At 73.6% G+C, this 22718-nt stretch carries 20 protein-coding genes and 1 tRNA gene; 6 read left to right on the top strand and 15 right to left on the bottom strand.

Features of this window, described 5'->3' with window-relative positions; translation table 11 throughout:
• The first annotated feature begins 115 nt into the window (after window positions 1-115).
• Window positions 116-1741: a phosphoglucomutase (alpha-D-glucose-1,6-bisphosphate-dependent) gene (gene pgm, locus ACI6PP_RS09430; RefSeq protein ID WP_421111073.1), complete on the top strand. Its 1626-nt coding sequence runs from the start codon at window positions 116-118 to the stop codon at window positions 1739-1741.
• A gap of 4 nt (window positions 1742-1745) precedes the next feature.
• Here the strand turns inward: pgm and ACI6PP_RS09425 are convergent, their stop codons facing one another.
• Window positions 1746-2915, bottom strand: coding sequence for a PQQ-dependent sugar dehydrogenase (locus ACI6PP_RS09425; protein ID WP_421111071.1), 1170 nt, complete (start codon window positions 2913-2915; stop codon window positions 1746-1748).
• 221 nt (window positions 2916-3136) lie between these two features.
• On the opposite strand from ACI6PP_RS09425, the gene ACI6PP_RS09420 reads away from it, so the two are divergent.
• Window positions 3137-4531 carry a C40 family peptidase gene (locus tag ACI6PP_RS09420; RefSeq protein WP_421111069.1) on the top strand — a complete coding sequence of 465 codons (1395 nt, stop codon included), beginning with the start codon at window positions 3137-3139 and terminating at the stop codon, window positions 4529-4531.
• A gap of 144 nt (window positions 4532-4675) precedes the next feature.
• On the opposite strand, the gene ACI6PP_RS09415 is transcribed toward ACI6PP_RS09420, so the two are convergent.
• Window positions 4676-5167: an inorganic diphosphatase gene (locus ACI6PP_RS09415; RefSeq protein ID WP_421111067.1), complete on the bottom strand. Its 492-nt coding sequence runs from the start codon at window positions 5165-5167 to the stop codon at window positions 4676-4678.
• Window positions 5168-5246: 79 nt separating this feature from the next.
• On the opposite strand from ACI6PP_RS09415, the gene dacB reads away from it, so the two are divergent.
• From dacB to tilS, 3 genes are read left to right on the top strand one after another with little or no spacing between them, the layout of a single operon-like run.
• Entirely contained in the window at window positions 5247-6806 is a 1560-nt protein-coding gene (dacB, locus tag ACI6PP_RS09410; RefSeq protein WP_421111065.1) for a D-alanyl-D-alanine carboxypeptidase/D-alanyl-D-alanine endopeptidase, read from the top strand.
• A gap of 23 nt (window positions 6807-6829) precedes the next feature.
• Window positions 6830-7897, top strand: a complete 1068-nt coding sequence (locus tag ACI6PP_RS09405) for a zinc-dependent metalloprotease (protein ID WP_421111063.1) — start codon at window positions 6830-6832, stop codon at window positions 7895-7897.
• A 5-nt stretch (window positions 7898-7902) separates the two neighbouring features.
• A complete protein-coding gene (gene tilS / locus ACI6PP_RS09400; RefSeq protein WP_421111061.1) occupies window positions 7903-8880 on the top strand; it encodes a tRNA lysidine(34) synthetase TilS in 978 nt (325 codons plus the stop codon).
• 76 nt (window positions 8881-8956) lie between these two features.
• On the opposite strand, the gene opgC is transcribed toward tilS, so the two are convergent.
• From opgC to ACI6PP_RS09340, 12 genes are all read right to left on the bottom strand, one after another.
• Window positions 8957-11440 carry an OpgC domain-containing protein gene (gene opgC / locus ACI6PP_RS09395; RefSeq protein ID WP_421111059.1) on the bottom strand — a complete coding sequence of 828 codons (2484 nt, stop codon included), beginning with the start codon at window positions 11438-11440 and terminating at the stop codon, window positions 8957-8959.
• A complete protein-coding gene (locus tag ACI6PP_RS09390) occupies window positions 11437-11874 on the bottom strand; it encodes an ATP-binding protein (RefSeq protein WP_421111057.1) in 438 nt (145 codons plus the stop codon). Before ACI6PP_RS09390 ends, opgC begins: the two co-directional genes overlap by 4 nt.
• Window positions 11867-12202: an STAS domain-containing protein gene (locus tag ACI6PP_RS09385; protein WP_421111055.1), complete on the bottom strand. Its 336-nt coding sequence runs from the start codon at window positions 12200-12202 to the stop codon at window positions 11867-11869. Before ACI6PP_RS09385 ends, ACI6PP_RS09390 begins: the two co-directional genes overlap by 8 nt.
• On the bottom strand, window positions 12199-14220 hold the full coding sequence (locus ACI6PP_RS09380; protein ID WP_421111053.1) for a glycosyltransferase family 2 protein: 2022 nt from the start codon (window positions 14218-14220) through the stop codon (window positions 12199-12201). The genes ACI6PP_RS09385 and ACI6PP_RS09380 overlap by 4 nt, the downstream gene beginning before the upstream one ends.
• Window positions 14217-15449 (bottom strand): PP2C family protein-serine/threonine phosphatase, encoded by a 1233-nt coding sequence (locus ACI6PP_RS09375; protein WP_421111052.1) that lies wholly within the window; start codon window positions 15447-15449, stop codon window positions 14217-14219. Before ACI6PP_RS09375 ends, ACI6PP_RS09380 begins: the two co-directional genes overlap by 4 nt.
• A gap of 255 nt (window positions 15450-15704) precedes the next feature.
• Window positions 15705-15777: transfer RNA gene (locus ACI6PP_RS09370), tRNA-Ala, on the bottom strand.
• A gap of 65 nt (window positions 15778-15842) precedes the next feature.
• Complete coding sequence (gene sepX, locus ACI6PP_RS09365; RefSeq protein WP_421111051.1) at window positions 15843-16742, bottom strand: divisome protein SepX/GlpR; 900 nt, start codon at window positions 16740-16742, stop codon at window positions 15843-15845.
• Window positions 16743-16833: 91 nt separating this feature from the next.
• A complete protein-coding gene (locus tag ACI6PP_RS09360; protein ID WP_421111049.1) occupies window positions 16834-17394 on the bottom strand; it encodes a GNAT family N-acetyltransferase in 561 nt (186 codons plus the stop codon).
• 41 nt (window positions 17395-17435) lie between these two features.
• Window positions 17436-17924, bottom strand: a complete 489-nt coding sequence (locus tag ACI6PP_RS09355) for a MogA/MoaB family molybdenum cofactor biosynthesis protein (RefSeq protein WP_421111048.1) — start codon at window positions 17922-17924, stop codon at window positions 17436-17438.
• Window positions 17921-18394, bottom strand: coding sequence for a cyclic pyranopterin monophosphate synthase MoaC (gene moaC / locus ACI6PP_RS09350; RefSeq protein ID WP_476712928.1), 474 nt, complete (start codon window positions 18392-18394; stop codon window positions 17921-17923). The genes ACI6PP_RS09355 and moaC overlap by 4 nt, the downstream gene beginning before the upstream one ends.
• Before the next feature lies 1 nt (window position 18395).
• On the bottom strand, window positions 18396-19655 hold the full coding sequence (glp, locus tag ACI6PP_RS09345) for a molybdotransferase-like divisome protein Glp (RefSeq protein WP_421111046.1): 1260 nt from the start codon (window positions 19653-19655) through the stop codon (window positions 18396-18398).
• Window positions 19656-19665: 10 nt separating this feature from the next.
• Window positions 19666-21048, bottom strand: coding sequence for a UTP--glucose-1-phosphate uridylyltransferase (locus tag ACI6PP_RS09340; RefSeq protein ID WP_421111044.1), 1383 nt, complete (start codon window positions 21046-21048; stop codon window positions 19666-19668).
• Window positions 21049-21121: 73 nt separating this feature from the next.
• On the opposite strand from ACI6PP_RS09340, the gene ACI6PP_RS09335 reads away from it, so the two are divergent.
• The gene (locus ACI6PP_RS09335) at window positions 21122-21700 is read left to right on the top strand and encodes a 5-formyltetrahydrofolate cyclo-ligase (RefSeq protein ID WP_421111042.1); all 579 of its coding nucleotides are present in this window, start codon (window positions 21122-21124) and stop codon (window positions 21698-21700) included.
• Between the two features lie 101 nt (window positions 21701-21801).
• Here ACI6PP_RS09335 and ACI6PP_RS09330 read toward each other — a convergent pair whose 3' ends face one another.
• Window positions 21802-22704 carry a hypothetical protein gene (locus ACI6PP_RS09330; RefSeq protein ID WP_421111040.1) on the bottom strand — a complete coding sequence of 301 codons (903 nt, stop codon included), beginning with the start codon at window positions 22702-22704 and terminating at the stop codon, window positions 21802-21804.
• Window positions 22705-22718 lie beyond the last annotated feature (14 nt).

Below are 22718 nucleotides of genomic sequence, written 5' to 3'. Positions count from 1 at the left end.
CGGTGAGGCGAGACGGGGTGTGTGACCCCGGTCATACCCGGACGTCTGGGGGTCCAAACCTGGGGCAGCGTCGCGGACGGCGGCGTCCGTCGGTCGTGGGTCCTAGGGTGTGGCCATGCACGAGCGCGCCGGACAGCCAGCAGAGCCCCAGGACCTGATCGATCCGAGCGCCCTGGAGCGCGCCTACTACGAGCTGGTGCCCGACCCCGACGACCCCGACCAGCAGGTCGCTTTCGGCACCTCGGGGCACCGCGGGTCGAGCCTCGACACCTCCTTCAACGAGGCGCACATCCTGGCCACCACGCAGGCGATCTGCGAGTACCGCAAGGCGCAGGGCGTCGACGGTCCGCTGGTGATGGGCCGTGACACGCACGGGCTGTCGCTGCCGGCGTGGCACACCGCGCTCGAGGTGCTCGTGGCCAACGACGTCACCGTGCTCGTCGACGAGCAGGACGGGTTCACGCCCACGCCCGCGGTGTCGCACGCGATCCTGCGGCTCAACCGCGAGGGCACCCACGGACAGGTCGACGGCATCGTCATCACGCCGTCGCACAACCCGCCGCGCGACGGCGGCTTCAAGTACAACCCTCCCCACGGCGGGCCCGCCGGGTCGGACTCCACCGGGTGGGTCCAGGACCGCGCCAACGCGCTGCTGCGCGAGGGCGTCGGCTCGATCAGGCGGGTCGGCACGGACGCCGCGCGCGCCGCCGTCGAGGGGTACGACTTCCTCGGCCAGTACGTCGGCGACCTCGACGCCGTGCTCGACCTCGACGCCGTCCGCTCGGCGGGCGTGCGCATCGGCGCCGACCCGATGGGCGGCGCGTCCGTCGGGTACTGGGGCGCCATCGGCGAGGCGTACGGCCTCGACCTGACGGTCGTCAACCCCGACGTCGACCCGCGCTGGGCGTTCATGACGCTCGACCACGACGGCAAGATCCGGATGGACTGCAGCTCGCCGTACGCGATGGCCTCGCTCGTCGCCAACCGCGACCGCTACGACATCGCCACCGGCAACGACGCCGACGCCGACCGCCACGGCATCGTCACCCCCGACGCCGGGCTGATGAACCCCAACCACTTCCTGGCCGTCGCGATCGGCTACCTCAGCGAGCACCGCGGCTGGGGGTCCGACGTCGCCATCGGCAAGACGCTGGTGTCGTCGAGCATGATCGACCGCGTCGTCGCCGACCTCGGGCGCCGGCTCGTCGAGGTGCCCGTCGGCTTCAAGTGGTTCGTGCCCGGCCTGCTCGACGGCAGCGTCGCGTTCGGCGGCGAGGAGAGCGCCGGGGCGTCGTTCCTGCGCAAGGACGGCGGCGTCTGGACCACCGACAAGGACGGCCTGCTGCTCGCGCTGCTCGCCTCGGAGATCCAGGCCGTCACCGGCCGCAGCCCGAGCGAGCACTACGCCGACCTCGTCGACCGGCACGGCGAGCCCGCCTACGTCCGCGTCGACGCCCCGGCGTCCCGCGAGCAGAAGAAGCGCCTGGGGGCGCTCGACGCGTCCGCGGTGTCGGCCACCGAGCTCGCTGGCGAGAAGATCACCCAGGTGCTCACCGAGGCGCCCGGCAACGGCGCGTCCATCGGCGGTCTGAAGGTCTGCACGGAGTCGGCCTGGTTCGCCGCGCGCCCGTCGGGCACCGAGGACATCTACAAGATCTACGCCGAGTCGTTCCGCGGCGCCGAGCACCTCGCGGAGGTGCAGGACGCCGCTCGCGGCGTCGTCGACGCCGCCCTCGGCTGAGCCCTCAGCGCAGCGTGACGCGCAGGATCTTGTCGTTGCTGCCGTTGGACGTCGTCACGTAGAGCGCCTGGTCGGGGCCGAGCGTGACGCCGCGCAGGCGGCCGAAGTCGCCCTTGAGGTGGACGGCCTGCGAGGTCAGCCTGCCCTTGGCGGTGAAGCGCAGGAACCGCAGCTGCTCGCCCTTGAGCGCGGCGACGGCGAGCACCTTGCCCGACCGGTCGCCCCAGCTCCTGCCGTACAGCCAGGCACCGCCGGACGTGGCGATGGTCGACGGTCCCGAGCTCCACCGGGCGCGGTAGGCGCGGGGGAGCGACGTGTTCGTCATGGGCGCGGACTCGTCGTAGCCCGGGCCCGGCTTCCAGCCGGCGTTGCCGCCCTTCTTGAGCTTGTTGACCTCGTCGTCGCGGTACGAGCCCTGCTCCACCGACCACACGCCGCCGCCCTTGCGGACCGCCAGGCCCTGCACGTTGCGGTGGCCGTAGGAGTAGACGCGCCGCTTCTGCGCGTCCTTTGACTTCGCCCAGGTGTTGGTGGGCCAGCCGCGACCCGTCTTGGAGTTCACGCGCAGCACCTTGCCGCCGCCGGAGGTGAGCTTCTGCGCGATGCCGGTGCGTGCGGTGTCGCCGGTGCCGATCATCAGCGCGCCGCTGCCGGTGAAGGCCAGCTGGCAGCCGCCGTGGCGTCCGCTCGTGATGGGCAGGCGCACGATGGTCTTGACGATGCTCGCGCTCGTGCCCGCGGCGTTCAGGCGCCACCGGACCACGCGGACGTCGGTCTTGGAGCCCTTGCGCCAGCCGTGGCAGGTGAGGAACTCGCGGCTCCTCGCGAAGTCGGGCCGGGCCTCGACGGCCATCATGCCGGTCTCGCCCGACGCCCAGAGGTCGGTCGGCCTGGCCACGACGCGGGTGCGGCTGCTGCCGAGGCGTCCCAGGGAGATCGTGCCGCGGTCGCGCTGGGTCACCAGGTAGTTCACCGAGTCCAGGAACGCGAGGTCCCACGGGTTCGACAGGCCGGAGGCGACCGTGGTCGCCGCGAGACGGGGCGCGGCGGCGCGTGCGGCCGTCGGCGTCGTGGCCGACGAGGTGCCGGAGGCGAGGAGGGGGCCGGCGAGCGCGACGCAGGCCGTGGCGACGAGGGCGCGGCGCAGGCGGCGCGGGGTCCGAGAGGTGGGCATACCTCATCTTGGGGGCATCTCGCCCGCGTGCGCCAGAGGCGCGGTCAGAACTACACTGGTGTGATTTGCAAGTCGACACGCCGGTGGAAGTAAGAAAATCACCGCCTGATGTGTCGGATGGGGTGAATGGGGTCTACGTTGTCGATGCGACTGATGTGACTGACGGGCTCTCGCTGCCCCGCGCATCGGGTCACGACCGACCGAGACGAGGAGCAGTGCGCGTGCGAGCAACCACGTCAGCGCGACGACGCCCCCGCGTCGTCGCCGCCACCGCGGTGTGCACGGCGCTGGCCGTCGGGCTCGTCGGCCCGGCGCACGCCGAGGACGACGGGACGCCCAGCGCGTCCGACGTCGCCGCCGCGCAGGGCGCCGCCGCGACCAAGGCCGCCCAGGTCGGCGTCATCCGCGCGAGGCTGGCCGCCGCCGACGAGCGGCTGGAGACCACCGGCCTGGAGGCGGCCAAGGCGGGCGAGGCGTGGAACGGTGCCCGGTACGCCCTGTCGAAGGCGCGACGCGACGCCCGCGCCACCGCCGCACGGGCCGCGGCGGCCAAGGCGTCGGTGGCCACCCAGAGCGCCGCCGTCGCCCGGCTCAGCGTCCAGGGCATGGAGGACAGCTCGTCGCTGCGCCGGCTGGGCGCGGTCCTCGACGCCGACGGCCCGGGTGAGCTGCTCGAGCAGGAGGGTGCGTACGACAGCACCGGCGACGCGCTCACCGCCGCGCTGGACGCGTACGAGTCGGCGCGATCGGTCTCGACCGTGCTCGCCGCGCGGGACCGGGCCGCCGTCGTCCGTCAGCGCGACCTGGCGGCCGAGGCGCGCAGGACCAAGACCGAGGCGGACGCCGCCATGGCGGCGAGCGAGGCCGCCGTCGGGGAGGTGCGGGCGGAGAAGACGCGACTCGTCGCCGACCTCGCCGAGGCCCAGGGCGTCTCGGTGGCGCTCGCCGCGCGTCGGCAGACCGCGCTCGAGAGGGCCGCGCGGGAGCGACGTGCCGCCGCTGCCGCCCAGGCCGCTGCCGCCGAGGAGGCGGCGGAGGCCAGCGCGTCGCAGCCCGAGGCGTCCGAGCCCTCGGCCGAGGCGCCGTCCGCGGCTCCGGCGGAGAAGCCGTCGTCGACCCCGACACCGAAGCCGTCGTCGAGGCCGTCCGCGCGCCCGACGGCGGACCCCGAGCCCGAGCCCGATCCCGCCCCGCGGCCGGACCCCGAGCCCGACCCCCGGCCCGACCCCGAGCCCGTCCCGGCCCCCGAGCCGTCCGGCGGCGTCGAGGCCGCGATCAGGTTCGCCAAGGCCCAGCTCGGCGAGCCGTACGTCTTCGGCGCGGCCGGCCCGTCGTCATGGGACTGCTCGGGCCTGACGATGCGCGCCTGGAGGGCCGGCGGTCGCTCGCTGCCGCACTTCAGCGGCGCGCAGTACGACGCGTCCACGCCCGTCCCGGTCGGCCGCGCGCGCCGCGGCGACCTGCTCTTCTGGAGCAACGGCGGCCCGGGCTCGATCTACCACGTGGCCCTGTACCTCGGCGGCGGCATGATGATCCACGCTCCCCGCCCCGGCCAGGGCGTCAAGATCGTGCCGGTGGACGAGTGGACCCGCCCCGACCTCGCCGGTCGCCCCTGACGCTGGGACGGGCAGTGGTCCCGGCACGCCGTCGACGACCCTGCACTGAGGTCCGGGCGCGCCGCTGGCAAGGCCGAGGAGCGAAGGCGAACTGGGTTCGTCCGCCGATGCGACGAGAACGCCGCCAGCGGTGATGCCCCGGCCTCAGTACCCGCCGTTCTCCCTGAACCTGTCGTAGGAGGCGCGGATCTCGGCCTCGGCGTCCTTGCGGCCGACCCAGCTGGCGCCCTCGACGGACTTGCCGGGCTCGAGGTCCTTGTAGACCTCGAAGAAGTGCTGGATCTCCAGGCGGTCGAACTCCGGGACGTGGCGGATGTCCTGGAGGTGCTCCTGGCGCGGGTCGGTCGCGGGGACGCACAGGACCTTGTCGTCGCCGCCGGCCTCGTCGGTCATGCGGAACATGCCGATCGCGCGGCAGGTGATCAAGCAGCCGGGGAACGTCGGCTCGGGCAGGAGCACGAGCGCGTCGAGGGGGTCGCCGTCGAGGCCGAGGCTGTCGTCGATGAACCCGTAGTCCGCGGGGTACTGGGTCGCGGTGAACAGCGTCCGGTCCAGACGGATCCGGTGGTTGCTGTGGTCGACCTCGTACTTGTTGCGGTTGCCCTTGGGGATCTCCACCGTCACGTCGAAGTGCACTGTTCCTCCGTCTACCCGGGTGTGGCGGCGCCGACGGTGTCCTCCGGGCGGCCTGCCTCGTGTCGGTAGTCTCTCGCACATGCGACGCGACCCGGCACCGAGGGTTGCCTCCCGCCACAGGGAGGGCGGCCGGGTCGTCGTCTGGCTGCTCGTCGCGGTGCTGCTGGTGGCTGCCGGCGGCGTGGGCGCGTGGTACGCCGGTGCGCTCGACCGGTTCCTGTGCGAGGGCGGCCGCTGCTCGGCGACGGACGTCGCCCCGCCGTCCGGGCTCGACCTCCCGCAGGCCCGCGACGCCGACCCGGTGCTGGAGCCGGCGCAGGGCCCGGGGCTCGACCGCGCCAAGGTGGAGGCCGCGGTCGCCGGGCTGCTGGACGCCCGGTCGCTCGGCCCCCACGTCGGCTTCGCCGTGCGCGACCTGTCCTCGGAGCAGGACGTCTACTCCTACGCCGAGGGCGCGCCGCCGCTCGTGCCCGCCTCGACCCTCAAGCTGTTCACCTCGGCCGCCGCGCTCGCGTCGGTCGGACCGTCCACCCGCTTCGCCACCACCGTCCGCCAGGTGGACGCTCCGTCCGCGTCCGCGTCCGCGTCCCCGTCCGCCACCCCCGCGCCCACCGCCCCCGCGCAGCTGGTGCTGGTCGGCGGTGGCGACCCGCTGCTCGTCACCCGCCCCGAGACCGGCGCGGCGGCGCCCTACCCGCGCGGACGCGCCACGCTGCGCGACCTCGCCCGCCGCACCGTCGCGCAGCTGCGCGACCAGGGCGTCACTCAGGTCAGCCTGACGTTCGACGACACCCTGTTCACCGGCCCGGGCGACAGCCCCGACTGGGAGCCCCAGTACGTCGCCGGCGACCTCGCCACGACCGTCTCCGCGCTGTGGACCGACGAGGGCCTGCTCGGCGACGACGGACGCCGCTCGCGCGACCCCGCGCTCGACGCCTCCCGCACGTTCGCCCGCCTGCTCGGGCAGCAGGGGATCACCGTCACCGGCGAGCCCGCGCGGCGGCAGGCGCCGACCGGCTCCACCGAGGTGGCGGCGGTGCAGGGCCCGACCGTCGAGCAGATCGTCCAGCACACCCTGGAGTCCAGCGACAACGAGGCGGCCGAGGTGCTTCTGCGCCAGGTGGCCGTGGCTGAGGGTCGGCCGGCGACGTTCGAGGGCGGTGCCGCGGCGGTGCGCGCCGTGCTCACCGGGCTCGGCGTGCCGTGGGACGGCAACACCGTCGTCGACGGAAGCGGCCTCTCGCGCGACAACCGGGTCACCGCCGCGTCGATGCTCACGCTCCTCGGCCTCGCGGGTGCGGCGCCGACCGCCACCGAGGACCCGCAGCTCGAGGCGATGCGCGGCGTCGTGAGCGGTCTCCCGGTGGCGGGGTTCAGCGGCAGCCTCGGCAACCGCTTCACCGCGTCGTCCACCGACGCCGGGCTGGGGCTGGTGCGCGCCAAGACCGGCACGCTGACGGGGGTGCACGCGCTGGCGGGCGTCACCGTCGACGCCGACGGCACGCCGATGGCGTTCGTGGCGATGGTCGACCAGGTCGCGGTGCCCCAGACGCTGGCCGCGCGGGCCCAGCTCGACCGCATCACCTCGGCCCTCACCGCCTGCGCCTGCTCGGCCGCCGCGGCCGAGCCCGCACCGTAGGAGGCACGGCCTAGTCTCGACGCATGACGGACCGCGCAGGCATGGTCGACTGGGGTCTGGCCGCGTCCACGGCCAGGAGGCTGGTGCGCCCGGGGCCCGAGGTGAGCGCGTCCGAGGCCGCCGAGGTCGTCGCCGAGCTGCGCGAGGGGGCCGCCCGGTCCGAGCAGCCCGTGCGCGACCGGACCGGCCTGCACGCACGGTCGGCGTCGGCGCCCGTGCTGGTGGTCGACCGGCGGGGCTGGGTGACGTCGTCCGTCGAGGGCTTCGCCACCGTGCTCGACCCCCTCGTGACCAAGATCGCCGAGCAGAGCTCGTCCCCGCCGGGCGTCGTCGCGCGGACGGTGGGCGCCAAGGTCTCCGGCGCCGAGCTGGGGGCGCTGCTGGCGTTCATGTCGGGCAAGATCCTCGGCCAGTTCGACCCGTTCTGGGACGGCCCGGCCGGCTCCACCGGACGGATGCTGCTCGTCGCGCCCAACATCGTCACCGTCGAGCGCGAGATGGGCGTCGACCCGCACGACTTCCGGATGTGGGTCTGCCTGCACGAGGAGACCCACCGCGTGCAGTTCACCGCCGTGCCGTGGCTGCGCGACCACCTGACGTCCCTGCTGGGCAGCTTCGTCGGAGCGACCGACGTCGACCCCGCCAACGTCGGCAAGCTGCTCGGCGACGGCGTCACCGAGCTCGGACGCGTGCTCCGCGGCGTGGAGGGCGCGTCGATCACCGACGTGCTGCAGAACCCCGCCCAGAAGGAGGCGGTCGACGCGATGACCGGCGTGATGAGCCTGCTCGAGGGCCACGCCGACGTCGTCATGGACGAGGTGGGCCCCGAGGTCGTGCCGTCGGTCCGCAAGATCCGCAAGCGGTTCGAGCAGCGACGTGACGGCGCCGGCGGGCTCGACTCGCTGCTGCGCCGCCTGCTCGGCCTCGACGCCAAGATGCGCCAGTACCGCGACGGTGCGGCGTTCGTCCGCCGGGTCACCCGCGACGTCGGTCACGAGGGCTTCAACGCGGTGTGGGAGTCGCCCGCGAGCCTGCCGTCGCGCGAGGAGATCCTCGACCCCGCGCTGTGGGTGCAGCGCGTCCACGGCTAGATCCCGTGGGCGGCTCGCTCGACCCGCAGGTGGCCCGCGCGCGGACGTGCGTGCGCGCCGCCCTGGGCGACCTGCCGTCCGGCGCACGCGTGCTCGTGGCCGTCTCCGGAGGCGCCGACTCCCTGGCGCTGGCCGCGGCGACGGGCTTCGTCGCGCCGCGCATGGGCCTGCGGGCCCACGGGCTCGTCGTCGACCACGCGCTGCAGGACGGGTCGGCCGACGTCGCCGAGACGGCCGCGCGGCGGGCGCACGACGTCGGGCTCGACCCGGTGGACGTGGCCCGCGTCCGCGTCGACGGCCGGGGCGGCCCGGAGGCGGCGGCCCGGCAAGCCCGCTACGACGCGCTGCGGCGCGCGGCCGTCCGCGAGGACGCGTCCGCCGTCCTGCTGGCCCACACCCGCGACGACCAGGCCGAGACCGTGCTGCTCGGCCTCGCCCGGGGCTCCGGTGCGCGCTCGCTCGCGGGCATCGCCCCCCTCGACGGGCTGTGGCGCCGTCCGTTCCTGTCGCTCACGCGGGTGCAGACCGAGCAGGTGTGCGCCGCCAGCGGGCTGCCCTGGTGGGACGACCCGCACAACGACGACCGCTCCTACGCCCGGGTGCGGGTCCGCCACGAGGCGCTGCCCGCGCTCGAGGACGCGCTCGGGCCGGGCGTCGCCGCGGCCCTGGCGCGCACCGCGTCGCTGCTGCGCGATGACGCCGACCTCCTCGACCGGCTCGCCGCGGAGTCGCACCCGCGCTGCCTGGACGACGACGGCGAGCTCGACGCGTCCGTCCTCGGGGGGCTGCCGCCCGCGCTGCGGTCGCGGGTCGTCCGCCGCGCCGCGCTCGCCGCCGGCTGCCCGGCCGCCGACCTGACGGCCGGTCACGTGTCCGCGGTGGAGGCGCTCGTCCTGGACTGGCACGGCCAGGGTCCGCTCGACCTCCCCGGCGGCGTCCGCGCCCGCCGCTCCGACGGCCGGCTGCTCTTCTCCCGCCCCTGACGCCCGACCTGTCGGTGCGTGGTGATGCCGGGGCATCACCACGCACCGACAGCTCACGAGGTGGTGTCCGCTGACGTCATCGGGGTATCACCGAGAACAGGAACCTGCGCCGCACCATCACCCAGATGGTCGCGACCACCACGGTGTGGATGACGGTGCCCTGCCAGTCGCTCGTGCGCACCAGGCCGGGGACGTTGGCCACGGCGAGCACGAAGAACACGTGCACCGTGAACACGTACAGGCTGTTCTGGCCGAGGGGCACGTAGAGCCAGCCGAGCGCCCGGCTGAGCGGCTTCCACCAGGCGGTGAGCACCGCGTACGCCACGACGATCACCAGCAGCAGGTCGAGCAGGCGTCCGGGCTGGAGGAACACGCGCGTGTACAGGTGGGGGTACAGCGCGTCGTAGGTGCCGGCGTCCGCGAACGGCACCGCGAACCCGTAGGTGTGACCGGCCCACAGCAGCGCGAGCACGCCCGCGTAGGCGAGGACGCCGATCGTCGTCAGGACGACGCCGATCCGGCTGGTCAGCGCCGCGGTGACCTGCCTGCGGTACCAGCCGATCACCAGACCGTGGACGAAGACGACCTGCCAGGTGAGCAGCGGGAACACGTCCTCGAACTGCGAGGGCATCACGTCCCAGTCGAAGTGCGCCTGCAGCAGGTACAGCGTCCAGCTGAGCACGAGCGCGGCCCACCAGAGGCGGCGCCGCAGCAGCCACGCCAGCGGCACGAGCAGAAGGCTCAGGACGATGAACAGGCCCATGATGTTGAAGACCCACGGCCCCATCTCGAGCAGCAGCAGCTGCCGGACGGCGTAACCCGGCGGCGGGTAGTCGAGCAGACGCGGGAAGTTGCCGTAGAGGTCGTACACCTGGCCGCTGGCGCCCTGGCCGAGCGCGCCGGTGCCGCGGTCGGTGAACGTGGTGATCGCGGTCGCGTCCACGCCGGGGACGCGTCCGAGCGCGTAGACGAGCACCACGACCACCAGGGCCGTGAGGTAGAGCTTGCGGGCGCGCTTGAACGCCGCGACCGCCGCACCCCACTCCCCCAGCTTGTGGATCACGGCCGGCTGCACCATGCCCATGACCACGCCGGACAGCAGGACGAACAGCTCGGCGCCGGTGACGCCGCCGATCGCGTTCAGGGTGATCCACGAGTACGGGCCGGCCACCTCCACGTGGGTGACGACCACGGCGATGATGATGAAGCCGCGCAGAAAGTCCAGGCGCAGGTCGCGGGCCCCGTGGGCCGTGGGGTCGTAGCCCCACGACGGGACCAGGCGTCGCACGACGCCGGCCGAGACGAACGCCAGGGCCATGACCGCGACGGTCGCGACGATCCAGCCCATCTGGTCGTTGCCGCCGGTCTCGCGCACCTGCGACGTCGCGGTGTTGGCGGCCTGCTGGTCGAGCACGCGCGTGACGGGACCCGTCGCGACCTGGTACCGGGCGAGGTCGGCCCGGAGCGCGCCGGCGAGGTCGTCGGTGTGCGTCGCGCGCCAGTCGACGGTGTCACCGCCCACCTCGGCCTCGGGGCGCTCCTCCTCCAGCCAGGTGATGGACGCGATCCGCGGGTGGTCGCCGGTGGCACCGAGCACCTGGCGCCACCAGGTGCGCTTGATGTCGAGCTCGGAGTCCGTCGCCTTGCGCCCGGGGTTGAACAGCGCACCGGTCGCGACGGCCATCGGCTTGTCGCGACGCTCGGCGAACCGCTCGTAGAACGGGGTGCGGCCGCGGTCGTCGCCGTAGCCGTAGGTCTCGGCCAGGCGGGCCTCGAGCTCACCGCGCCTGGGCGCGACGTTGGAGCCGAAGTCCTGCGCGGCCCCGAAGTGGTAGAGCGACAGGCCCACCCAGTCGACGGCGGCGTCGCCCGGGTAGTACGGGCCGTAGGGGTCGTCGGCCTCGGTGACCTCGCCGTCCCCGTCGGTGTCGAGCTGGGCCTCGTCGCGCGGGCCGGAGCCCTCGACTGCCCCGAAGGCCCTGCTGAACGGGTAGCCCGCGCCGTAGGCCGGTGCCCACAGCATCACGGCGTGGGGGGTCGCGGCGTGCACCGCGCTCGCCACCTCGCGGTAGGCGGCGACGTAGGCCTCCGGCTGCTGGCCCCACGACGTCCAGGAGCCGTTCATCTCGGGTGCGAAGCGGACGACGATCTCGCTGTCGTAGTCCTCGTGGAGCGCGACGAGCGCACGACCGAGCCTGGCGGCGTCGGCCGCGGTGAGCGTCTCGAGCGCCTGCTGCGGCTCGAGGGTCAGCTCGGCGATGGAGCCGTGCCGAGCCGCCTGCGCGACGAACTCCTCGAGGTAGGTGCCGTCGTCGCCGGTGAGGGGGTAGCGGACCGCCTGGGCGAACACCGACGGTCCCTCGCCCAGGCGCGAGACGTACTGCTGCGCCGAGTCGTTGGTCCAGTCCAGCTCGGGGCCGAACCAGGGGTGCGCGCCCGGGGTCAGTGCGGGCGGGTCGTCCGAGCCGCCGTCCGACGCGACCGCGACCCCGGCCGGGCCGAGGAGCGCGAGCACGCAGACCAGCAGCGCGAGCAGCACCCGCGCAGGTCTGGGCGTCACTCCTGCCTTCGGCAGGTGATCGACCAGTGGTTGATCGCGCCGTCGCGGGTGTACACCAGGTCGTCGACGGCCGCGACCGCCAGCGCGAGCCCCCGTCCGGACTCGGCCTCGAAGTCGGGCATCTGCACGCCGCTGAGGTCGATCTCGCACGGACGTCCGTCGTCGGCGAACGTCGCCACCAGGTTCTCGGCGTCGGCCCGCAGGCGGACGTCGAAGCGTCGGCCGGTCGTGGTCGTCCCGTCGATGGCGTAGGCGTGCTCGATGATGTTGGCCATCACCTCGATGACGGCGGTCTCGAACCGGATGCGGTCGACCATGCCGACGTCGGGGCTGCCCTCCCAGAGCGACCCGACGAGGGTGTGGAGCAGGTCGACGCTGTCCTCGCGGGCCGCTGCCTCGAGGGTCACCAGCGTCTCGGGACGGCCCTCAGGCATCGAACGCGCCCTCGACCGTGGGTCGAGGACGCAGCACCTTGTTCAGGTTCGTGAGCTCGAGGACGGTCTGGATCTGCTCGGTGGGGCACGCCAGGCGCAGGTCGCCACCGGCCTGGCGCGTGGTCTTCAGGCCGGCGATGAGGGCGCCGAGACCCGAGGAGTCCATGAAGTCGGTCTGCCCCATGTCGACCACGATGCGGTTGGTGCCGCCGCCGACGAGGTCGGTGACGACCTCGCTCAGACGACGGGCCGAGACCATGTTCAGGCGGCCGATGGGCGTGACGACGCCGATCCCGCGCGCGGTGGTCTCGACCTTGAACTCGATCATGCTGCTCCCTTGGTGGTGAGGCGGTGCTTGCGCCTCGGCTGGTCGGTGGGGGGTGCGATGGGCGCGGGGCCGTCGTCGGGCCCGGTCCATCCGTCGTAGCGGACGGCCTGGACGACGACGCCCAGGACGAGGAGGTCGTAGACGACCCAGGCGAGGTTGACCCAGGTGCCGAGCGGGGTGGCCTGCCCGACGTAAAGGCGGACCAGGCCGATCGCGGCGGCCGCGACGAGCGCGCCCATGGCGATCAGCTGCGGCTTGACGAGGTGCCACGGGCGTCCGGCGCTCGCGGTGCGGACCTTCGGCGTCACCGCGAAGTCGAGCGACCGGCCGAGGAAGACGCTGCCGAAGGCCGACGTGAACGCCTTGATCCAGACCGGGAACAGCGCGAGCGAGTACTGCAGCCCCCGCCACGTCCGGCGCTTCCACCCCACGACGAGGAACAGGAGCTGGTTGACCACCAGGAACGGGATCAGCCGGATGAAGAAGTCCCGTCCGAGCGAGTCGACCGGCAGGATGCCGAGCGTCAGGTAGATGATCGGCGCCGCCAGGTAGACCAGCGCGAAGAAGCCCGACAGGTAGCTCCACATGGTGCCCAGGTACATCAGCTTCTGCGCGACCGTGAGGCCCTTCTGCACCAGCGGGTTCTCGCGGAACATCACCTGCATCGTTCCCTGGGCCCAGCGCAGTCGCTGGGTCAGCATCGTCTTGAGGTCCTCGGGCGCGAGCCCGAACGCGAGCTGCTCGCCGTGGTAGGCCGAGCTCCAGCCCAGCGCGTGCAGGCGCATGCACGTCGCCATGTCCTCGGTGACCGAGATGGTCGCCATCGGCATGACGGGCTGGGCCTCCTCGCCGCGGTCCACGTCGACCGACGACACGAGCGACTGGACGGTGGCCAGCGCGCCGAGCGGGGACCAGTCGCGCTCGGACATCCGCCGCAGCGCGCCGTCGTCCACGAGCGCCAGACCGGCGTCGCCGGCCGCGTCGGTGGTGGCCTCGAGCTCGGCGATCGCGGCGAGGTCGGCGTTGAGCGCGTCCAGGTCGGTGCTCACCAGCTCCCGGGCGATCGAGGCCACGCGCTGCTGGAACCGGTAGGTGACGTCGGCGATGGCGACGCCCCGCCCGAGCTCGCGGCGGGCACGGCCGAGGTCGTAGGCGACCTTGTCGAGCGCCTGGGTGGCCTGCACGTCGTCCGGACCGAGGTCGGCGCGGGCCTTGGCGAGGACGTCCTTGGACGTCCGCAGCGCGCGGTGCACGGCGATCTCGATCTCGCCGGCGTAGCGCCACACGCCGAGCTGCATCAGCGCCTCGCGCCGCAGCACCGCGTTGGAGCCGCAGAAGAACGCCGCGTTCCAGCCGTCCTTGCCCTCCTGGATCGGGCCGTAGAACAGGGGTGCCTGGCTGCCGAGCGGGTCGTGGTCGGGGACGTTGACGAAGAACTGCGGCGTCTGGACGACGGCCATCCTCTCGTCCTTGAAGTACCCGAGCGTCCGGTCGAGGATGTGCGGCTCGGGGACCTGGTCGGCGTCGAGGATGAGGATGAACTCGCCCTCGGTGGCGAGCAGCGCGTTGTTGATGTTGCCGGCCTTGGCGTGGCGCGGACGGTCGTCCCAGTCGGCGCTGCGGGTGATCCAGCCGATCCCCTCGGCCTCGGCCAGCTCGCGCAGCTCGGCGCGGTTGCCGTCGTCGAGGATCCAGGTCCGGTGCGGGAAGGTGATGGCCTTGGCGGCGCGCGCCGTCGTCATCACCAGGTCGAGCGGCTCGTCGTAGGTGGTGACGAGCACGTCGACGGTGGCGTCGTCGGCCGGCGCCTCGGGCTCGCCGCGCTCCTTGCGTCGCCACATGGTCAGGCAGAACAGCAGCGAGTCGACCAGGCTGTAGGTCTCGGCGACGACGAGCGGCACCGCGATCGGCCAGGCGTCCCAGTTGACCGAGAAGAACCAGCGCCAGCTGACGTAGTTGACGCCGAGGACGACGGTGACGACCACGAGCAGGCGCACCAGCGCCTGGTGTCGCGTCATGCGGCGTCGCGGCGTACGGCGACCACCGTGACGTCGTCCAGCGCGAGCTCCCGCGAGCAGAACCGGCGCACCTCGTCGACGATCTCGTGGGGCGGGATCCCGGTGCGGCAGAGGTCGACGAGCAGGTCCAGCCCCTCGGGTCGCGCGAGCACCAGGTCGCCGAGGCCGTCGCTGAACGCGAGCAGCACGTCCCCGGGCTCGAGCACCAGGAACGACTCCTGCCACCGCGAGTCGCGCAGCACGCCGAGGGGCAGCCCGTCGCTCGTCACCTGGGTCGCGCTGCCGTCGGACCGCACGTGCAGGCACAGGCCGTGCCCGGCGTCGGCGACGCGCACCTGCCCGGACGGCAGGTGCACGGCCAGCTGGAGCATCGTGACGAAGGACGACGTGCGGCGCAGGTCGGCGTCCAGCGAGTGGGCGACGCGCTCCAGCAGGTTGCCGAGGTCCTCGTCGGGGCCCGCGAGGTCGGCCGCTGCACGCACGTAGGAGCGCACGCCCACGCTGAGCAGCGCAGCGCCCGTCCCCTTGCCCATCACGTCGCCGAGCGTGATGCCGAGGTGGTCGGGTGCCACCTGGTAGTCGTAGAAGTCGCCGCCGACGGCGCGGGCCGGCATGCACAGGCCGTCGACCTCGTAGCCGGGCACGTCGGGCGGGCCCTCGGGCAGCAGGGCGGTCTGGACGTACCGGGCGTGCTCGCTCTCGGCCGAGGCGGTGAGCTCCTCGGCGGTCCAGCGGGCCAGGTCGCCCAGCAGCACCAGCTGCTCGGGCGTGAGCTCGCGGGGTGTGGTGTCCCACAGGCACAGGACGGCCACGATCGTCCCCTGCTGGTCGAGCACGGGCTGGCCAGCGTAGAACCGCAGGCTCGGCACCCCGCCCTCGCTCGGCAGGATCTCGCCACGGGGGTCCCGCGCCGTGTCGCGGACGACGAGCGGCGCGGAGGGGTCGCGCACGAACTGGCAGAAGGTCTGCTCCAGCGGCGCCTCGTCGACGTCGACGCCGGCGCTCGACTTGAACCACGCACGGTCGTGGTCGGGCAGGGAGATCGTCACGAACGCCATGCCCAGCGCCTGGCGCGCCAGGCGGGTGATCCGGTCGAACCGCTCCTCGCGCGGGGTGTCGAGGATGCCGAGGCTCTCGACGGCGAGCTGCCGCGCGTGGTCGTTCGCAAGCCGGGACGTCGGTGCCGTGGGCCGGCTCAGGACTCCGGCGGCCGGAGGCGGTGCGTTCACGTGGGGGTCCCCTGTTCGGTCTCGTCGCGGCGCGCCCGAGCGGCATCGTCCGTCCCGTCCATATGAATGGGTCTACCCAAATTTTGGCATAGGAAACGATCAGAGACACGGATATGGACGAAACGGGGGTATCCGGTCAAGGAGACCTCCGGACGCGACGAAGCCGCCCCGGGTACGTGTGACGTGTGGGGCGGCTGGGGCTGTGGAGATGCGAAGAGGGCCCCACGACGAGCGTGGGACCCTCTTGGTCATCGGTGGAGCTACGGGGATTCGAACCCCGGACCTTCTCATTGCGAACGAGACGCGCTACCAACTGCGCCATAGCCCCATGCTCGCGTGGCGAGCGGGTCAAACATTACCAGGGCCGGCGGGGCGCCCCCACCGGTGGGTGCGTCAGTCGCCGACGGCCCGGCGACGCTCCTCGGAGGTCCGCGCGCGCGCCGGGCGCTCGGTCTGCTCGCCCTCGACGTGGCCCGACGTCCAGGTGCCCTGCTCGCCGAAGTCGATGGTGCGGACGGTCCGCGCGGCGCGCGGCTTGTCGACGTAGGTGGGCAGCGTGACCGGGAGCGGGTCCCACAGCGTCGCGCCGGTGGTGGCGGTGACGGGGACGGCGTCCACGACGACCTCGTCGACGTCGCCCTGGACCAGCGGGACGTCCTCCATCACGTGGACGCGGTGCGGGTCGTGGTCCTCGACCTGGCCCGAGATGACGACGGTGTCCTCGGCGTCGGACAGGCGGCGCGCCTGCTCCTCGTCGAGCTCGTCGAGCTGCTCGTCGTGGCGACGACGCGGCATCTGGGGCATCGCGGGCATGGACGGCATCTGCGGCGCGTGCGGCACCGCGAGGCCGAGCTCGCCGCGCACCTGGATGCGGCAGGCCACGAGCCACACGACGACGAGGGCGCCCGGGACGGCGACGGACCACCAGGGCAGCACGGCCGTGGCGGCGAGCGCGACCACGACGACGAGCGCGGTCAGCAGCGTGATCAGGGTGCGACGGCGACGCTGCGCGGCCAGGCGTGCGGCGGGGCGGTCGAGGTGGGCGCGGCCGGTGGGGGCGGCGGTGACGGTGTCGACGGGGACGTCCTCGGTGCGCTGGTCGGTGGTGACGGTCGGGGCGGGCTCGGCGGCGTCGGTGTCGTCGGCCTCGGCACGGCGGAGCACCCGGCCGCGCGCGGTGAGCGTCGCGGCCGCGCCGGAGCGGGCCGCCTCGTCGTACCGGCGCAGGGCGAGCGGCACGAAGTACGCCGCCCACAGGACGACGATCGCCGCGAACACCAGACCAGCTGCCACGTCGGAAACGGTAGGCGTCGGCGGGCGTCAGGCCCCGCCTCTCGTGCGGTGTGTCGCCTGCGAACTTGTGTGACCTGTGTGGTTCGCCGGCTCAGGCCTGGTCGGCGGGCTGCTCGAGCAGGCGCGCGAGGAGCCCGCGCGGCGCCTCCTCGGCCGTGACGGCGAACAGCAGGTGGTCGCGCCAGGCGCCGTCGATGTGCAGGTACTTCGGGGCGAGCCCGACCTGACGCAGCCCGAGCTTGTGCACGATGGCGAGGCTGGCGACGTTCTCGGGGCGGATCGCGATCTCGATGCGGTGCAGGCCCACCGCCGACAGGCAGTGGTCGACGACCATGGCCACCGCGATCGGTGTGATGCCGCGCCCGGCGTGCGAGCGGTCGATCCAGTACCCGACCTGGGCCCAGCGCGCCGAGCCCCAGGTGACGCCCGAGACGGTGACCTGGCCGACCATCTGGCCGTCGTAGGTCGTGACGAAGGGCAGGGAGCGACCATCGCGGGCCTGGGCGCGCAGGCCGCGGACCATCTGCCGGAAGGACGCCGCGCCGGGGAGCGAGCCCTCGGGCAGCGTGGCCTCCCACGGCGTCAACCACTCACGGCTCTCGCGGTGCAGGCGGGCCCACGCCGAGGCGTCGGCGCGCTGCAGGGGCCTCACCCCGATCCGGCCGTGGGTGAGGGTCGCGGGCCAGCCCGCGGTCAGGACCCACCGCCGGGGGCGTGGTCGCCGCCGGCGACCTGCTCGACCGCGTGCCTGATGACCGGCTCGAGCACGTCGAGACCGTCACGCACGCCCCCGACCGAGCCGGGGAGGTTGACGATGATGGTGCGGTCGGCCACGCCGGCGAGCCCGCGCGAGAGCATCGCGGTGGGGACGCCCGCGTCCACGCCGTGGCGCCGGATCGCCTCGGCGACGCCGGGCAGCTCGCGGTCGAGCAGCGGCTCGGTGGCCTCGGGGGTGGCGTCGGTGGGGCTGATGCCGGTGCCGCCGGTGGTGAGGACGAGGTCGAAGTCGAGGTCGACGGCCTCGCGCAGGGCCTCGGCCACCGGGTCGCCGTCGGGGACGACGACGGGCTCGAGCACCTCGAAGCCCCAGCTGCGCAGGCGCTCGACGATCACGGGACCGCCGGTGTCCTCGTAGACGCCGGCCGCGGCGCGGTTGGAGCAGGTGACGACGAGCGCCTTCACGACTCGCTCCAGTCGCCGCTGCGTCCACCCGACTTGGCGACGACGCGGATGTCGGTGAGCACGGCGTGCTTGTCGACGGCCTTGACCATGTCGACCACCGTCAGCGCGGCCACGGTGACGGCGGTGAGCGCCTCCATCTCCACGCCCGTGCGGTCGGCGGTGCGGACCGTCGCGGTGATGGCGACGGCGTCGTCGCGGACCTCGAGGTCGACCTCGACGCCGCTGAGCGCGAGGGGGTGGCAGAGCGGGACGAGGTCGGGGGTGCGCTTGGCGCCCATGATGCCCGCCACGCGCGCGACGCCGAGCGCGTCGCCCTTGGGCACGTCGCCCTCGCGGAGCAGCGCGACCACCTGCGGCGAGACGAGCACGCGTCCGGCCGCGGTGGCGGTGCGGGTGGTGACGTCCTTGGCCGAGACGTCCACCATGCGCGCGGCCCCGCGCTCGTCGACGTGGGTCAGCCGGGCGGACACGTCAGAACGCCCGGTCCAGGACGAGCACCTTGGCGGTGTCGCCGACGTTGAGCGCGGTCTCGTCCTCGCCGACCACGATGAGCGCGTTGGCCTGGGCCAGCCCGCCGATCATGTGCGAGCCGCTGCCGCCGACGGGCGTCACGCGGGCGCCGCGCTCGGTGACCTCGAAGACGCCGCGCAGGTACTGGCGCTTGCCGTCGGGCGAGGTGACGTCGGTGGTGAGCATCGCCTGGACGAGCGGACGGCGGTACGGCAGCAGCCCCATCATGCGACGCAGCGCGGGCACCACGAACACCTCGAACGAGACGTACGCCGAGACCGGGTTGCCCGGGAGGGTGACGATGGGCGTCTGCTCCTCGCCGACCAGGCCGAAGCCCTGCGGCTTGCCCGGCTGCATGGCGACCTCGACGAAGTCGACGGTGCCGAGCGGGGAGAGCGCCTCCTTGACGACGTCGTAGCTTCCCTTGCTGACGCCGCCGCTGGTGACGACGAGGTCGGCGCGGACGAGCTGGTCGGACAGCATGCGGGTGAACTCGGCGGGGTCGTCGGGCGCGACGCCCACGCGGTAGGCGATCGCGCCGAGCGCACGGGCGGACGCGGCGAGCATGTAGCTGTTGCCGTCGTGCACGGAGTCGAAGTCCAGGCCGGTGCCGGGGTCGCGCAGCTCGTCGCCCGTGGAGATGATCACGACGCGCGGACGCGGACGGGCCCGCACGCGCGAGCGTCCGAGCGCGGCCATCAGGCCGATCTCGCGGGGCCCGATGACGGTGCCCTCGTCGAAGACGACGTCGCCGGCGCGGATGTCCTCGCCGGCCGGACGGACGTGCTGGCCGACCTGGCGGTCCTCGTAGACGGTGACGTTGGCGGTGCCGCCGTCGGTGGCCTCGATCGGGATGACGGTGTCGGCGCCGGTGGGCATCGGGGCGCCCGTCATGATCTTGACCGCCGCGCCGGGCGACAGCGCGAACGGACGGCTGGTGCCGGCCGCGGACTCCCCCACCACCGCGAGGGTGACGGGCAGGTCGTGGGAGGCGCCGTCGACGTCGACCTGGCGGACGGCGTACCCGTCCATCGCGCTGTTGGTGAAGCGCGGCAGGTCGGTGGGGCTCGCGACCTCCTCGCACAGCGGCAGCCCGAGGGTCTCGAGCAGCGGCTGGTCGTAGGGCTGGAGCGGGCCGAGCGTCTCCAGGATCCGGCGCAGGTGCTCGTCGACGGTGTACGGACCCGGGGTCGCGTCCACCGAGGGAGAGGCTGCATCCATGACGCGAAGCCTAGCCCCGCCCGAGGACGGAGGCGTCGGCCACGGTGTGCGGCGTGCCCTCGTCGTCGAGCGTCGCGTCGCCGCGCACGACGACGTCCGCGCCGAACGTCCAGTCGCCGCGCACCCTCAACGAGGTGGCCTCGCGCAGCGACGGCGCACCGTGCGGGAAGCGCGCGTCGAAGTCGCCGATGAGCTTGTAGTGGGCGGGGTCGAGGTCGACCAGCGGCGGGTCGACCTGGCGCGAGAGGCGGTCGTCGTCGCCGACGTCGTAGACGTCCGAGCGCAGCAGGAGCAGGTCGTTGGTGGTCTTGACGGGCAGGAAGCGCGAGCGGTCGACCTCGATCGCGGTGGCGCCGTCGAACACCTCGACCGCGGCGCCCATCGCGCTCTCGATCTGGATCACCTCGGGCGAGGAGGAGTCGCCGGGGTCGACGGTCTTGACGTTGCGGATGAGCGGGAGGCCCAGCACGCCGCCGTTGTCGCGCAGGGTGTCGGCGAGGACGCGCAGGTCGAACCAGAGGTTGTTGGTGTGGAAGAAGGGGTGCTTGGCGATGTCGCCGGCCGCGGCCTCGTCCTCCTTCGGGGTCTGCGCGGTCTCGCGCAGGATGAGCCGGCCGTCGCTGCAGCGCACCACGAGGTGGCCGCCCTTGACGTCGGCGGGCGTGCGGCGGCAGACCTCGGCGGCGTACGGCGCGCCCGACGCGGCGAACCATCCGGCGACCGTCGGGTCGGGGGCGGCGCCGAGGTTGTCGGAGTTGGAGACGCTCGCGTAGCGGAAGCCCGCGTCGAGCAGCGTCTGCAGCACCCCGGACACGTCGAGCGCGGTGTAGAGGTCGCCGTGGCCGGGCGGGCACCAGGTGAGGGACGGGTCGGCGTCCCACTCGACGGGCGTGAGGTCGTCGGCGCGCAGCTTGGGCTCGCGGTTCTGCAGGAAGTCGGCGGGCAGGCCGGCGACGGCGAGGTCGTCGTGGCCGGCGATGGCCGCGAGGGTGTCGTCGCGGGTGCGGAAGCTGTCCATGAACAGCAGCGGCAGGCGGGCGTCGTAGGCCCGACGCAGGTGACGCACCTGGCCGACGATGACGTCGAGGAAGCTGCGGCCGGGGCGCACCTCGAGCAGCGACTTGGCCCGGTCCATCCCCATCGACGTCCCGAGCCCGCCGTTGAGCTTGATGATGCAGGTGACGTCGAGGGCGGCGCGGGCCTCGTCGTCGGAGACCTCGAGGTCGGCCAGGCGGGGCACGTCCGTGAGCGGGTCGACGTCGGCCTCGTGGATGACGCCGGTCTCGCCGGACTCCAGCTGGGCGTAGAAGCGCGCGAACACCTCGATCGCCTGCGGGGCGACGCCGCCGTCGACCATCTTCTGCCGGGCCAGCTCGAGACCGCGCTCGCTCATCGTGCTCCTTGACGCAGGGTTCGTGGACCGTCGCTCACCCTATCCGCGGTGGCGGGCCGGTACCGTCCGGCCCATGAGCGAGGACGTCGGGGCCGCCAAGGACGAGCTGCGCCGGCAGGTGACGGCGTCGCGCGCGGCGCGGTCGGTCGAGGATCTCGACGTCGCCGGGCACGGGCTCGCGGCCGTGCTGCTGGCGTCGCCGCTGCTGGGGTCGGCGCGGACGGTCGCGGCGTACGTCTCGTTCGGCACCGAGCCCCCCACCGGGCCCCTGCTCGACGGGCTGCGCGACGCGGGCGTGCGGGTGCTGCTGCCCCTGGTGCGCCCGGCCGGCGTCCTCGACTGGGCCCTCGACGACGGCGCCCTCTCCCCCGGCGGCCTCGGCATCCCCGAGCCGGCGGGCGAGCCGCTCGGGCCGTCCGCCCTCGCGACGGCGGACGTCGTCCTCGTCCCCGCCCTCGCCGCCGACGCCGCGGGCCACCGCCTCGGCCGCGGCGCCGGCTACTACGACCGCGCCCTCGCCTCCCTGCCACCCGGCGTCCCCGTCGTGGTGGTGGTCTTCGACGCCGACGTCGTCGCCCACGTCCCCACCGAGCCCCACGACGTCCCCGCCACCCACCTCGCCACCCCCACCTCCCTCACCCCCACCCCCTGACCCCCACCCCGCCCCGCCCCACCCCCGCCCAGGCGCGCGTCGAGGTCCGAGTTGTGCAACGCATCGGCGGCTCACACGTTGTGCAGCTCGGACCTCGACGCTCAGAAGATCGGTGCGCCACGGCTCTGGAGCGCCGACCGGATGCGGGTCACGGTCTGCGGGCGTCGGCGGTAGAGCCGCTCGGCGGTCACGACGACGACGATCCAGCCCGCGTCCTCGAGCGCCTCCCGGCGACCGATGTCGAGGTTGTACTGCCGGACGTCGGCGCGGTGGTGCTCGCCGTCGTACTCCACGGCGACCTTCCACCGCGACCAGCTCAGGTCGGGACGGGCGATCCACCCGCCGGCATCGTCGAAGACATCGGCGCCGGTCTCGGGTTCGGGCAGGAAGTCGTCCAGGACCGCGAGCCTCAGGTGGGTCTTGGGTGCTGAGTCGACACCTGCCCGGACGAGCCGGGCCGCCTGCCTCGCCCTGCGGATCCACCGACGTCGCGGTTCACGAGCCAGTCGCTGGAGCTCCATCGGCAGCACCCCCGTCCGTCTGACGATCCCGTCACCGAGGGCCACCAGGTCGTCGAGCCCGAGCCGCGTGGCCATGTCGATGAAGGTCTTGCCCGGCGCGGTGACGGTGCGGCCGCCCACCACCGTCGTCGGCGGGCGGGTCGGGCTGGTGTGCAGCACGACCCCGGGCACCGAACGGCCGGTCGACGCTCGGGGCACCCAGAAGTGCAGCTCACGACCGGCGCCGCGTGGGAGCGGCAGATCGAGCAGGAGCGCCGCCGTGTCGTGCGACGCGACCGCACCCTCGGGCAGCGCCAGCAGCGCGGCGTCCACCTCGACACCCAGGGTGAGCTCGAGGGCGATGTGGACGTAGACGCCCCGGTGAAGTCGCCGCACCTCGTGGCCGTTCAGCACCCGCCACGACAGACCCTGCGCGCGTACGTCGGCCGAGGTGAACGGACGAGCTCTCAGCGGCTCGGGCAGCGGGGTCGGACGGGAGGGCATGCGTCAGCGTGGAT

The sequence above is a fragment of the Solicola agrisoli genome, assembly GCF_049059935.1.
Lineage (GTDB): Bacteria > Actinomycetota > Actinomycetes > Propionibacteriales > Nocardioidaceae > JAURVT01.
This window is presented reverse-complemented; position numbering and strand designations above follow the sequence as displayed.

Bases quoted from the DNA above. Each gene is read 5' to 3' on its own strand.
- ACI6PP_RS09335 (WP_421111042.1), top strand. From the start codon at position 21,122: ATGAGCGAGGACGTCGGGGCCGCCAAGGACGAGCTGCGCCGGCAGGTG.
- dacB (WP_421111065.1), top strand. From the start codon at position 5,247: ATGCGACGCGACCCGGCACCGAGGGTTGCCTCCCGCCACAGGGAGGGC.
- glp (WP_421111046.1), bottom strand. From the start codon at position 19,655: ATGGATGCAGCCTCTCCCTCGGTGGACGCGACCCCGGGTCCGTACACC.
- ACI6PP_RS09380 (WP_421111053.1), bottom strand. From the start codon at position 14,220: ATGACGCGACACCAGGCGCTGGTGCGCCTGCTCGTGGTCGTCACCGTC.
- pgm (WP_421111073.1), top strand. From the start codon at position 116: ATGCACGAGCGCGCCGGACAGCCAGCAGAGCCCCAGGACCTGATCGAT.
- ACI6PP_RS09385 (WP_421111055.1), bottom strand. From the start codon at position 12,202: ATGATCGAGTTCAAGGTCGAGACCACCGCGCGCGGGATCGGCGTCGTC.
- ACI6PP_RS09340 (WP_421111044.1), bottom strand. From the start codon at position 21,048: ATGAGCGAGCGCGGTCTCGAGCTGGCCCGGCAGAAGATGGTCGACGGC.
- ACI6PP_RS09390 (WP_421111057.1), bottom strand. From the start codon at position 11,874: ATGCCTGAGGGCCGTCCCGAGACGCTGGTGACCCTCGAGGCAGCGGCC.
- ACI6PP_RS09405 (WP_421111063.1), top strand. From the start codon at position 6,830: ATGACGGACCGCGCAGGCATGGTCGACTGGGGTCTGGCCGCGTCCACG.
- ACI6PP_RS09330 (WP_421111040.1), bottom strand. From the start codon at position 22,704: ATGCCCTCCCGTCCGACCCCGCTGCCCGAGCCGCTGAGAGCTCGTCCG.
- ACI6PP_RS09425 (WP_421111071.1), bottom strand. From the start codon at position 2,915: ATGCCCACCTCTCGGACCCCGCGCCGCCTGCGCCGCGCCCTCGTCGCC.